Source organism: Enterococcus sp. DIV1208, assembly GCF_050530455.1.
GTDB lineage: Bacteria > Bacillota > Bacilli > Lactobacillales > Enterococcaceae > Enterococcus_B > Enterococcus_B hirae.
In genome coordinates this window covers 2,518,866-2,531,920 of sequence record NZ_CP172887.1, presented here as the reverse complement: position 1 = coordinate 2,531,920, position 13,055 = coordinate 2,518,866, and the positions used below count along the sequence as shown (strand labels likewise).

Below are 13,055 nucleotides of genomic sequence, written 5' to 3'. Positions count from 1 at the left end.
CAGTATAGGATTGATCGTCTGTTCAAAACTCCTGTTCAACTAATCGTGAGTATTGTCTATCTCAAAACGAATATAACTTGTACAGTAGCAACTTAAGTACCTACTAGAATATCAGTGATTTTCATTCTAATGAGCGGCTGTTTTTTCTGCATGTTCGACTTATTTATCGGTTTTTCTATACCTAACACCCTTTTTTATGCTCATTTCATCCGTGTTTATTTAGAAATTACTGCCATTAGCCAACGATTTTTTGAAAAAATTGATCGCTAAAATTGAACCTCTGCCTAATTTTGTTATCTATATTTTGTATCATTTTATCTATAATTTGTTTATTTATTCCTTTTGTTGTAAGCGCTATAATTGGCTTGTGAATGACACGAAAGGAGTTTTACGATGAAAAAAAGAAAGGGGTTAAATCATTTTTTTGCTAATCTATGGCGCTACAAAGCTTTAGTACTAATGGCTGTGCCGGGGATGCTATGGATGATTTTTTTCTTTTATATCCCAGTATTAGCAAACGTAGTAGCATTTAAAAACTTCCATATTTCTGCTGACGGGTTTTTAGCTAGTTTAAGAGAAAGCCCTTGGGTTGGTTGGGAAAATTTCCGCTTCTTATTTACTTCTGATCAAGCTTTCTTGATCACTAAAAACACCATTTTATATAATGTTACTTTTATTCTTTTGAATTTATTGATTTCCGTTGTTTTTGCCATCATTATGAGTGAATTACGGAATAAACGACTGGTAAAAGTTTACCAAACAATGTCGTTACTTCCTTACTTTCTATCATGGGTCATCATTGGGTATTTTGTTTATGCCTTCTTGAGTCCTGACAAAGGAATCTTTAATCAGTGGATCACTGGGCATGGTGGAGAAGCGATCAACTGGTATAACGAACCGAAGTATTGGCCGTTTATTCTTGTCTTTATCGGTACGTGGAAAGGGATTGGCTATAACAGTATCATTTATTTTGCTTCTGTTATGGGGATCGATCCTACTTATTATGAAGCAGCGATGGTGGATGGTGCCAGCAAATGGCAACAAATCAAACATGTGACGATTCCACAATTGATTCCGTTGATGACGATCTTAACGATTCTAGCTGTCGGGAATATTTTCCGAGCAGACTTTGGTTTATTCTACAATATCCCGAGAAATTCCGGGGCACTTTATGATGTCACACAAGTATTGGATACTTACATTTATAATGGCTTGACCTCTACTGGTGACTTTGGAATGACAGCTGCAGCGGGATTGTATCAATCCGTTGTCGGGTTTGTTCTATTGATGATCACAAATACGATTGCTCGTCGTTTCGACAGCGAATCAGCATTGTTCTAGGGAGGAGAAAGAAATGAAAAAAAAGAAAGTCGAACGAGTACAAATTCGTTCATTTAACAAAACAACCAATTTTTTCTCTAACTTGTTGATCGCATTATTTGCTCTTTCTTGCATCTTACCGTTTCTATTCGTGATTGCGATTTCTTTTACGAAAGAATCCGCTTTGACACAATATGGCTACAGTTTTTGGCCAAAAGAATTTAGTACATTTGGGTATACTTACTTATTCGGTCAAATGCAAGACAAGATTTTCCAAGCTTTATTTGTGACGATCCTTGTCACTGTTCTAGGGACTTTGATCAATAGTACAGCGACTTCTTTATACGCTTATGCGATTTCACGATCAAACTTCCCATTTCGGCGCTTCTTTACCGTATTTTGTTTGATCACGATGTTGTTCTCACCAGGGATGGTTGCGAACTATTTAGTAATGACGAATCTCTTGCAGTTAAAAGATACGATCTGGGCATTGATTTTGCCAATGGCGGTCAGCCCGTTCAATATCATCGTGATGCGAACGTTCTTCAAACGCTCGGTTTCAGATTCGATCATTGAATCTGCAAGAATTGATGGGGCTAGTGAGCTGCGAATCTTTGTGCAAATCGTTTTACCGCTGGCAATTCCAGGGATTGCAACGATCAGTTTGTTTGCTGCCTTAGGGTATTGGAATGATTGGTTTAATGCGTTGCTTTACATTCAAGATGATAAACTGGTTCCTTTGCAATATTTATTGATGAAGATCCAAAGCAATATTCAATATTTGACACAAAATTCAGGAGCGGGCAGTCAATTGACAGGCGGACTTGCTTCTGTTCCGGGAGAATCAGCTCGAATGGCGATCGTCGTGATTTCTACTTTACCGATTGCGATCAGCTATCCATTCTTCCAGAAACATTTTGTTAAAGGATTAACGATTGGTGGAGTAAAAGAGTAATGCAATAAAAATATAAAACAATTTAGGAGGAAGAAAAATGAAGTTATGGAAGAAATTAGCCTTTACTGGCGTTTCTGCAATGATGGTTGGAACATTGGCAGCCTGCGGATCGGGGACAAAAGAAAAAGCTGAAGCAAGTGATTCAACAACCCTTCAAATGTATCAAATCGGTGATAAACCAGAGAATTTCGATCAGTTAATGGACATTGCAAATAAACGGATCGAAGATAAAATCGGAGTCAAAGTCAATATCAACTACATCGGTTGGGGCGATTACGAGAAGAAAATGAATGTCATTATCTCTTCTGGTGAAAACTACGATATTGCCTTTGCCAACAACTATGTATCAAATGCGCAAAAGGGTGCATTTACTGATTTGACAGAATTAGCACCAAAATATGCGAAAGAAGCGTATGATTCTTTAGATGAAGCGTATATCAAAGGAAATTTAGTTAACGGAAAATTGTATGCCTTTCCAGTAAATGGCAATGTGTTTGCCCAACAAGTGTTGACTTTCAACAAGCCGTTATTAGATAAATACAATTTATCGATTGATGGGATCGAATCTTATCAGGATGCGGAAAAAGTGTTACAAGAATTCCATAAAAAAGACCCAAATACAGCTGCTTTTGCGATTGGACAAGGATTTAAGGTCCAAGGAGATTTCGATTATCCATTAGGGAATACATTACCATTTGCGGTTGATTTGAACGGCGATGACACTAAGATCATCAATCAATACGACAACAAAACGTTTATCGAATTATTACGTACGATGCACAGCTGGTATAAACAAGGATTGATTCCTAGCGATGCTGCTACTAGTAATAAAGATTACCCACTTGAAGGGAATACTTGGTTAATGCGTGGCGAAACGCAAGGACCATACGATTATGGCGATACGATCTTGACTAATGCAGCGAAACAAGAATTGGTTTCAAAAGCAATCACTGTTCCATTGAAGTCAACTGGACAAGCACAAATGGCCAACTTTGTCGTATCAAATACCTCTAAAAACAAAGAAAAATCAGTTGAATTTTTAGGTTTATTAAATAGCGATCCAGAATTATTGAATGGTTTAGTTTGGGGTATCGAAGGCGAAGCATGGAAAAAAGATGGCGATGACAAGATCAAATTATTAGATGGGTACCAACCAAACATGCACATGTCTGCTTGGAATACCGGTAACAATGAAATCTTATACACACAAGATACGATCACAGATCAAATGATCGCTGAAAGAGATAAATCAATTGAAGAAGCAAAAACTTCTCCAATCTTAGGCTTTAGTTTCAATACAGATAGCGTAAAAACAGAACTAAGTAATATCTCAAATGTCATGAATCAATACCTAGATGGATTAAATACTGGGACAGTTGATCCTGATGAAACATTACCAAAACTAAAAGATGCTTTGAACAGAGCAGGTTATGACAAAGTATTAACAGAAATGCAAAAACAATATGATGCATTTCGTAAGGAAAGTAAATAATTCAAGAAACTGAATCAGTTTCTAGAAAGAAGCAGAACTTTTTCCGAAATTTGCATGTCGAATTTTTGGAGAGTTCTGCTTTTTGATTAGTGTCCGAAGAAATGAAAGATAAGCAACCAAGTAGCTAAAAGTTCATTAGGATTTTTATCAAACTGGTTCTTTTACTTTTTTACTACTCTTGTATAATGAAAGGGAATACAATATTTTTTATGGAGGGAATCGCATGTTAGGTAAAGCACTAGAAACATTATTTATCAGAGTGTGGGTGGTCATGAAATTAACTTTTTATTTTTGGATCTATACACTGATGGGAGCCATCGTATTAGGGATTGGACCTGCTTATAAAACAGTCAACGAATTGTTTTATCTTTATGGTTTTGAATATAAAGAGATTACGTTTAAGCGAGGGTGGGAAACATTTAAACAAACATTTGTCCGTGGGAATGTGTTGTTTGGTTTATTTTTAGCGGGGACATTTTTGCTTGGCTATAATTTATACTTATCTGTTCAAATTCAAGGAATCCTTTTTTTGATTACTGATTTTATCCTGATTTTTAGTTTACTTTATATTTACTCCACTTATCAGTATAGCTTGATTTTAGATAGTGAATACGAAATTTCGATTCCTAACCTACTTAAGTTAAGTTTTGTTTCAGGCTTTTCCAGTTTTTCGACCTTTTTGAAATTGTTGATTGGCGGAGGCATTATTTTTTGGCTAACTTGGAATTATAAAGGACTGATTCTCTTTGGTGTGATTGGCTTATTGACTGTTTGGAATGGGCTGGTAACCAAACAATGGCGGGAAAAACTGGATATGCAGTTAGAAAGCTATGAATAAATGGCGTATTTTATTTTCACAAGGAACACTTCTGAATCGTCTTTTCCGAAAATATGCGCTCGTCCTGATTTTATTAACAACGGTGGCGACTGCTATCATCAGTGTTCATACGTGGGTACAAACGCAAGAGCAAGCCAAGCGAACGACAAGTGAGGCGTTACAAAGTACCAGTCGTACACTGAACGATAAAACGACACTAAGTAAAATCATTAAAGACCAATTGTTGGGGAACTCTGATAAAATCGAGAATGCGACTACTTATCTGACAAAACCGATCAATGAATATTTGATGTACGCTTATGATCAACAACAAAAAACGACCGATTTTGTCTCTTTTCCTTATCTAATGAGAGATATTTATGTCAGCTATGAGGAAGTCAGCTCCGTCTATGTTGTTTTCAGTCAATTGCCTGAGTATCTGGAATCTTCTAGAGCAAATAAAGGAGGGGTGATTAAAAGTGGTACGCCTAAATTGACAGATGCTTTTTATATCAAAATGTCGATCACGCAAGGTGGAAGCGAAGTCGGGAGCATGTTTGTCGGTTTTGAAAAAGCGGAATTGGATGCGGCATTAAAGAGTTTGAATACCTTTAGCGGCTTATCATTGTATATGATCTCTGGTACCACCAACCGTTTATACACATTCCATGATCAAGGAATGACAAAGGATAAACTAGCAACCCAAGAACAATTGATTACAACCAGCCTTCAAGAAAATTCCACTTTGCCACTGATAAACCTTGAAAAAAATAATTTCATCCAGTACCAACAATTACCCGATGATTACCGGATATTGGCTACTTTAGATCGTTCGATGGTTAGACGAGCGGTTATCCAAGATTTAACACCATTGATTTTCGGTGTATTTCTATTAGATGTCAGTCTGCTATTCTTTTTATACCAAACCTTCAAGCGCTATTCGCAACAAGTAGATCTCGTGATGGATGCAATGAATGAAACGGCCAAAGGTAATTTGGAGACGCGGATCGATACCACCCAAACGGAATATGAATTAAAAGACCTTTCTATAGGGATCAATGAGATGTTGGATAGCATCAACCAATATGTTGAAGATATCTATAAATTGGAAATCAAACAGCAAGATGCCCACATGCGTGCATTACAAGCACAAATCAATCCTCATTTTCTCTATAACACGTTAGAGTATATTCGGATGTATGCGTTAAGTGAAGGCAGCGAAGAATTGGCAGATGTGGTGTATGCTTTTTCGGCCTTGTTGCGAAACAATACTAATCAAGAAAAGACGATCAGTTTAAAGGAAGAACTGGACTTTTGCGAAAAATATGTCTATTTATATCAGATGCGTTACCCCAACCGGATCGCCTATCATTTTTCCATTGATCCATCATTAGCAAGTATCGAAGTACCGAAGTTTGTGATTCAACCATTGATCGAAAATTATTTTAAACATGGGGTCGATTTTACACGTTTTGATAATGCCTTAAGCGTGAAAGTGTTTCGTGAAGGGCAACGAGTCCAGATTATTGTGAAGGATAACGGCAAAGGGATCACACCGGAACGCTTGGCAGAGATCGAATCAAGATTGGCGCATCCTAAAGTCGAATTGTACCAATCGATTGGATTGCAAAATGTGAATGAACGTTTGCGTGCTAGTTTTGGACATAGTTATCAGATGAAGCTAAGTACCAATCAAGAAGGAGGATTGTCTGTCACTATTACATTTAAAGAAAAGGGGTAGGAACATGTACCGAGTGTTATTAGTCGACGATGAATATATGATCTTGGCAGGGTTGCAAAAAATTGTTGATTGGGCAAGTTTGGGATTTCAGGTAGTCGCAACGGCAGAAAACGCGATGCAAGGATTGTCTGTTTTAGAAAATCAATCCATTGATTTAGTTATAACAGATGTCACGATGCCCGAAATGAATGGTTTAGAATTTATCGAGGCGGCTCAAAAGGAACATCATGCGTTTGAATTTATGATTCTTTCTGGTTATCAGGAATTTGATTATTTAAAAAGTGGGATGCAATTAGGGGCCATCAATTACTTGATGAAGCCAGTTAATAAAACCGAACTGATTGCTAGTTTAACCAAAGTGAAGCAGCAATTAGATCATCAAATTGAACAGAAAAACCAGCAAGAAATCTATCAAGAAGTCCTTTTTAGTCAGTGGCTCAATGAAGAATTAGATGAAGTGAGTGAAGAAGAGATTTTAGACAAAATCGGAGGGAAACAACGAAGAGTTTTACTCGCTCAAGTGTCTAGATCCGTCGGGAAATCAGTGAATCAGTGGCTGAAAAACCACCAAGAACTTTTTTATTATCAACGAAACTTTGGAGACATGGAACGCTTTACTTTGTTGCTGGAAGAAGCGTCAGTTTCTGCATTTTGCCGCTTCATTCAAGAGAAGAGTATGGAAGAAAACTGGTTGATCAGTATTGGAGATGAAACAGCAGATCCCGATAAGATCCCTGAGAGTTATCAACATGCCAAAGATAATTTACAACTGCATCAATTTTACGGTGAAAAAGATCAACATATCTTTTTTGCCGAACAAGAAGCAGCGAAAGAACAGGCAATTGATTTTTCTTCGTTTAATCGTGTGTTAAAAAGCGGGCAATTGGCTAGTGCCCAACAAATGATCACTCAATTTTTTGACCAATTCCAAACTGCTGTGATGACACCGGATGATATCCGTCATTTTAGTTTTTTGTTGTTTATGGATATCCACCGGGAATTGATTCGGCTAGAAGACGATGAATATTTAAAAGGGATTCAACAGATCAATCAAGCAAAAACAGTCCAAGAACTGCATCAACTCTTACTATCTTTGATCAAGAAACAGCAAAAACAAGTCCGATATAGCGAGAATGTCGAACGAGTGATGACGATCTTACACGAACACTACCGAGAACCTTTAACCTTGAAAGAAGTTTCAGAAAGCCTGCATTTGAATGTGATGTATTTGGGGCAATTATTCAAAAAAGAAACGAAAAAAAGTTTTTCAACTTATTTAAATCATCTCAGAATGGAACAAGCGAAATGGTTGCTGCTGCATAGCAATCAAAATATCAATGAAATTTCTAGTGAGATCGGCTACAACAACACAACCTATTTTTCAAAGTTGTTCAAAAAAATCGTCGGCAAGTCACCAAAAGAATATCGTGAAAAGAATGGAATGATCGTATAAAATCAGCTACTGTGGTTCAGAGGAAAGTGCTCATTACCCTCATCAAGTAAATCCAAGGTGCCGCATGTCTTGAAGCTTGTTTAAATTAGTATAATTCGGTACAATTTTTCTAGATGATGTCTAGAATTTTGAAAGAAAGCGAGCATGAAACTTTCTTTTTTCTGGTTGGTGAAAAGAGGATGCAGGATGGATTTTTTACGTAAATATGGATTTTATTTTTTATTGTCAGGAGTAGTAAGTGATTTTCTGACGCCGTATGTTTTAGGGATTTTTTATCCCAAACTTAATCAAATGACTGCTGTGATCAGTCTTTTTGGGGATGTTGGTAGTCCCGTACGAAAAGCATTTTTGATTTGGTCGGTCATATCTGGCTGCTTGTATGTTTTGGCAATGCCAGCGTTATATCAAGCTTTTGTTACTACTTCAAAACCACTTGCTTTATTAGTGACAGCTGCCATCGGTCTATATGGTGTTACAGATTGTATTTTTACCGGGTTATTTAGTGTGGACACGAACGAAACTTCTTGGAATTTTTCGACTTGGATCCACAATCTTGGTTCAGGGATTGGGTATGGTGGATTTATTTTGTTCCCTTTATTTGTTTTCTTATTGTATCGCAAAATGGGCGATGCACAATTAACTCAATCGTTTTTTATTTTACTAGTTGCCAGCTTGGTTTTTGCAGGAATTTATGGCGCAGCACGTATTCCCGGATTAAATCAATTGCCGGTTTTGAATCAGTTAGGTTTTTGTCAACGGATCAGTTTCTTCTTTAATTATTTACCAATTGTGTGGTTAAGTATCTTACACATTAGGGCATAGCGGACTGTAGCCCTAACTAAATGCTGGAAATTCGTAAAACTGATTGAAACCACAGGACAAATGTGTCAGACTAAACCTTGACCGCACATCGTGATGTGCAAATGTATATCGTAGGGGAGTCTAATGAAAGACATGAGAAATATCAAATTAACGATCGAATATGATGGGAAACGTTACTCAGGCTGGCAACGTCTGGGAGATGACGATAAAACGATCCAAGGTAAAATCGAAGCAATCATCTCACAGATGACTGGAGAAAAAATTGAGATCATTGGATCGGGGCGCACGGATTCTGGGACACATGCCAGAGGACAAGTGGCAAACTTTAAAACGACTTCTCAAATGAGTCGTAATGAAATGCTAACTTTTCTCAACCGCTATTTACCAAGAGATATCGTGATCAAAAAAGTGGAAGAAATGCCTGAACGCTTTCATGCTCGATACAATGCGACAGGGAAAAAATATAGCTATTATGTGTGGAATAATCCCATTCCAACTGTTTTTGAACGAAATCATAGTTTCTATTTTCCGCAAGAACTAGACCTGGAAAAAATGAATGAAGCTTGTCAAAAACTAATGGGAAGTCATGATTTTATCGGGTTTTCTGCCTTGAAAAAATCAAAAAAATCAACAGTTCGTACAATTCATGAACTCTCAATCGAACAAGAAGGTGGCATGTTGCACTTTACCTTTGTGGGCAATGGCTTTTTGTATAAGATGGTTCGGATCTTGATGGGTACACTCTTGGAAATCGGTACAGGAAAGTTACCTGTTTCGGCGATTGATGATATTTTTGAGAATAAAGTAAGACAACAGGCAGGAGAAACCGTGCCGGCACATGGTTTATTTTTAGACGAAGTGTATTACCAATAAACATTCATATCAAATAGAACAAACTGAGAGAGTCGTTTGATTGCCTGTAGTAGGCAAAAGAATGGCTGTTTCAGTTTTTTTGAGTAGCCTACGCTCGCCCATGACTCCTCTAAGCGGTCTATTCGCAATTTCGCTAGTTTCGTGATACATTCAGGACGAATTTACATATTTGACCAAGAAGTGAGGGGAAAAGTGGTGGAGCAAGAGCTAGCAGAATTATACAATCTCATTTTAAACCCTAATACCCGTGAATGGGAACGGACATTGTTGATCCAAGCGAAAAACCAAGTAGGGGAAAGAAAACAAAGAAAAGAAATCCTTGAAATGATTGAAGTCTCTTTACGACCACTAGCACTTCGGGGGAATTTGACGCCTGACGTCATGGACTTTTATTTGAAGATCACCCATGATCCGATGGGACAAGTGTCTTACGACTTTGCGAAACACCAGATCATCGATGAAAGCTATCAAGAAAAAGCCGTCTTTGCCGGGGGCTGTTTCTGGTGCTTAGTCGAACCGTTTGAAACACGGCAAGGGATTATTTCCGTGTTGTCCGGATATACTGGCGGGGAGGTCGAACATCCTAACTATGACCAAGTTAGCAGTGGCACGACTGGGCATGTGGAAGCAGTGGAGATTATTTTTGATCGGCGAATGATAAACTATGAAGAACTATTAGCGATTTTTTGGCAAGTCACCGATCCAACAGATGCCTTTGGACAGTTTCAGGATCGTGGGAATCAATACCGCTCCATCATTTTTGTAGAAAATGAAGAACAAAAAATACTAGCAGAAAAATCCAAGCAACAAGTGATCGCTTCGCATCAGTTTGCGGAACCAATCGTCACACAGATCAAGCCAGCAACAACTTTTTGGCCTGCTGAAAATTATCATCAACAATTTTACAAAAAACAACAAAAACGTTATAAGAAGATCAAGAAGTCTCATCAACAATTTTTATTTTTTAAGCGGGCAAAGAAAAAATGGTCTGGAGGAGACGAATAAGTACACTTATTCATTAGCAGTCACCTGATTCCATTACTTTCTTAGGGACATTTTCCCAATGAGCCGACGATTTTTCTTGTGGCAAAAAAAGATTCCTGTTAGCAATTCACCATTGATAAGCGTATAATTCACATAGAACAATAGTTATCAACAACGAAATATCACATACGCAGATTAGGAAAAAGAAGTGGTAAACCATATTTTTTTGAAAGCGTATACTTTTTTAGGAGGAGAAGAATATATGTATGTAGCAAATCAGCAGCGATACGAAAAAATGACGTATCGAAAAACTGGAAAATCTGGGTTGAGATTGCCTTTGCTGTCTTTAGGATTATGGCAAAACTTTGGTGATTATGATCCTATAAGTAATCAACGGGAAATTTTACGTGGTGCCTTTGATATGGGGATCACACATTTTGATTTAGCCAATAACTATGGTGGTCCAGCAGGAGCAGCAGAGAAAAACTTTGGTCGGATCTTTAAAGAAGACTTTCAAACGTATCGTGATGAAATGATCATTTCAACCAAAGCAGGTTATCACATGTGGGAAGGACCTTATGGGGAATGGGGTTCCCGTAAATCGATCATTGCTAGTTGTGATCAAAGCCTCAAACGGATGGGGTTAGATTACGTAGATATCTTTTATCATCATCGTCCTGATCCAGATACACCTTTGGAAGAAACGGCAGAAGCGCTTATGCAATTAGTTCGTCAAGGGAAAACACTGTATATTGGGATCTCCAACTACAACGGGGAAGACACGAAGAAAATGTCTGCTATCTTACGTGAAATGAACGCTCCATTTATTATCCACCAAATGCGTTACAATATGTTTTCAAGAGAGTTATTAGAAGAAGATTTAGCACCTGTTTTAGAAGAGACAGGTCTGGGAGCTATTACTTTTAGTCCTTTAGCGCAAGGGTTATTAACTAAACGCTATTTACATGGGATTCCAGAAGATTCTCGAGCCCATCGTAAAGAAATTCCTTTTCTATCAGAAGATCAAGTGGCACCTACATTGGGTAAGATCAAGCAATTACAGGATTTAGCTGATTTGCGTGGACAGACATTAGCACAAATGGCTTTAGCATGGAATCTACGACAAGAGTCAGTGACCAGTGTGCTTGTAGGCGCTAGTCGACTTAGTCAATTAGAAGAAAGTGTTCGGATGATGGATAATCTTTCCTTCTCACCTGAAGAAGAACAGAAAATTGAACAAATCTTAGGACACTAATGAAAGCTGTTTTTTCCTTTTTCTCAGAAAAATAACGTAAAGGAGGAGTGGCCATGGCTCATCAAGATTACGTTCATCTGAAAACAATTGATACAGATATTCGTTCATTTATTTTACAAAAAAATAAGAAACTGACCATAGAGTCCCAAATCCCTTTTATTACCTTTATGAATTATCATTTTGAGTATATAAAAGAAAAAATCATTCAAGACCAGAATGAAACAAAAAAAATTAATCAAGAAATGCTAGAGCAGTTGAAAAATAAGCAAATAATTAGTCAAAATTTAAATACAACGATCAATCAAAAAGCGACTTTTGGTCAAAAATCAGCAGATGCAATTGCCAAGTTTGGTGGTAGTTGGCCGTTTATCTTTCTCTTTGTAGTGATTTTAGGTAGTTGGATCTTGTTGAATACGTTACATTTTTTGGGGCTATCATTTGATCGATATCCGTTCATTCTTTTGAACTTAGTGCTTTCTTGTTTAGCTGCTATCCAAGCACCGATCATTATGATGAGTCAAAACAGACAAGCAACTAGAGATCGGATAGCAGCCGACCATGATTATCAAACAAACCTAAAAGCTGAGTTAGAAATTAGTTTGTTGCATGAAAAAATCGATTATTTGATGTCACAGCAATGGCAACAAATGCTAGAATTACAACAATTACAAATTGAGTTATTAACCCAATTAAACAAAAAATTTCAAGAAACGACCAAAAGTGAATAGTAGGACAAGCAGATGAAAAATAAGCTGGAATTCGCTCAAAGGAGTCATTTTTGCGAAACTACGGCTTATTTTTTTTGATACCATGAATTAGTTACACAAATTTATCAGAGAAATGATCAACGTTTGCACACTAATTTTAGTGTGCAAAGAAAAAAGAAGTGTGCATCTATACAGTGTCCTCTTGAAAGCGTTAGCACGACAAGGGATTAAAGCGCTTTAAAAGTTGGCACGGTAATTGCTTTATATAAAAGTGTAAGATACAAGAAAGGGAAGTGTAGAAAATGGAAAAGAAAACAATCATGCTTGTATGCTCAGCTGGAATGAGTACTAGTTTATTAGTAACAAAAATGCAAAAAGCGGCAGAAGAAAAAGGAATCGAGGCTGATATCTTTGCAGTATCTGCTTCAGATGCAGACAATCAATTAGAATCAAAAAATGTAGACGTTTTACTTTTAGGTCCACAAGTACGTTTTATGCAAAATCAATTTTCTGAAAAATTAGCACCAAAAGGAATTCCTCTAGATGTAATCAATATGCAAGATTACGGTATGATGAACGGTGCCAAAGTATTAGAACAAGCAGAATCATTAATCAATAAATAATGGAGGAAACCAA

The 13,055-nt window shown here is 37.3% G+C and carries 12 protein-coding genes; all 12 read left to right on the top strand.

Features of this window, described 5'->3' with window-relative positions:
- Positions 1 to 393 precede the first annotated feature (393 nt).
- The 12 genes from IGK91_RS11705 to IGK91_RS11650 all read left to right on the top strand — a co-directional run bounded on the left by IGK91_RS11705 (position 394) and on the right by IGK91_RS11650 (position 13,042).
- A complete protein-coding gene (locus IGK91_RS11705; protein WP_010721015.1) occupies positions 394 to 1,341 on the top strand; it encodes an ABC transporter permease in 948 nt (315 codons plus the stop codon).
- A 13-nt stretch (positions 1,342 to 1,354) separates the two neighbouring features.
- Positions 1,355 to 2,275: a carbohydrate ABC transporter permease gene (locus IGK91_RS11700; RefSeq protein WP_010721014.1), complete on the top strand. Its 921-nt coding sequence runs from the start codon at positions 1,355 to 1,357 to the stop codon at positions 2,273 to 2,275.
- A 37-nt stretch (positions 2,276 to 2,312) separates the two neighbouring features.
- A complete protein-coding gene (locus tag IGK91_RS11695) occupies positions 2,313 to 3,767 on the top strand; it encodes an ABC transporter substrate-binding protein (protein WP_081123429.1) in 1,455 nt (484 codons plus the stop codon).
- 223 nt (positions 3,768 to 3,990) lie between these two features.
- Positions 3,991 to 4,605, top strand: coding sequence for a YesL family protein (locus IGK91_RS11690; RefSeq protein WP_010721012.1), 615 nt, complete (start codon positions 3,991 to 3,993; stop codon positions 4,603 to 4,605).
- Positions 4,598 to 6,325 (top strand): sensor histidine kinase, encoded by a 1,728-nt coding sequence (locus IGK91_RS11685; protein WP_010736994.1) that lies wholly within the window; start codon positions 4,598 to 4,600, stop codon positions 6,323 to 6,325. Before IGK91_RS11690 ends, IGK91_RS11685 begins: the two co-directional genes overlap by 8 nt.
- Positions 6,326 to 6,329: 4 nt before the next feature.
- Complete coding sequence (locus IGK91_RS11680; RefSeq protein ID WP_181934420.1) at positions 6,330 to 7,778, top strand: response regulator transcription factor; 1,449 nt, start codon at positions 6,330 to 6,332, stop codon at positions 7,776 to 7,778.
- A 186-nt stretch (positions 7,779 to 7,964) separates the two neighbouring features.
- On the top strand, positions 7,965 to 8,600 hold the full coding sequence (locus IGK91_RS11675; protein ID WP_010721009.1) for a DUF998 domain-containing protein: 636 nt from the start codon (positions 7,965 to 7,967) through the stop codon (positions 8,598 to 8,600).
- Positions 8,601 to 8,732: 132 nt separating this feature from the next.
- Complete coding sequence (gene truA / locus IGK91_RS11670; RefSeq protein WP_025480461.1) at positions 8,733 to 9,473, top strand: tRNA pseudouridine(38-40) synthase TruA; 741 nt, start codon at positions 8,733 to 8,735, stop codon at positions 9,471 to 9,473.
- Positions 9,474 to 9,665: 192 nt separating this feature from the next.
- The gene (msrA, locus tag IGK91_RS11665; protein ID WP_010736998.1) at positions 9,666 to 10,478 is read left to right on the top strand and encodes a peptide-methionine (S)-S-oxide reductase MsrA; all 813 of its coding nucleotides are present in this window, start codon (positions 9,666 to 9,668) and stop codon (positions 10,476 to 10,478) included.
- A 241-nt stretch (positions 10,479 to 10,719) separates the two neighbouring features.
- Entirely contained in the window at positions 10,720 to 11,712 is a 993-nt protein-coding gene (locus IGK91_RS11660) for an aldo/keto reductase (RefSeq protein WP_034868020.1), read from the top strand.
- Positions 11,713 to 11,765: 53 nt separating this feature from the next.
- A complete protein-coding gene (locus IGK91_RS11655; RefSeq protein ID WP_010737000.1) occupies positions 11,766 to 12,440 on the top strand; it encodes a DUF1003 domain-containing protein in 675 nt (224 codons plus the stop codon).
- A gap of 281 nt (positions 12,441 to 12,721) precedes the next feature.
- A complete protein-coding gene (locus tag IGK91_RS11650; RefSeq protein ID WP_113803816.1) occupies positions 12,722 to 13,042 on the top strand; it encodes a PTS sugar transporter subunit IIB in 321 nt (106 codons plus the stop codon).
- The last annotated feature ends 13 nt before the right edge of the window (positions 13,043 to 13,055 follow it).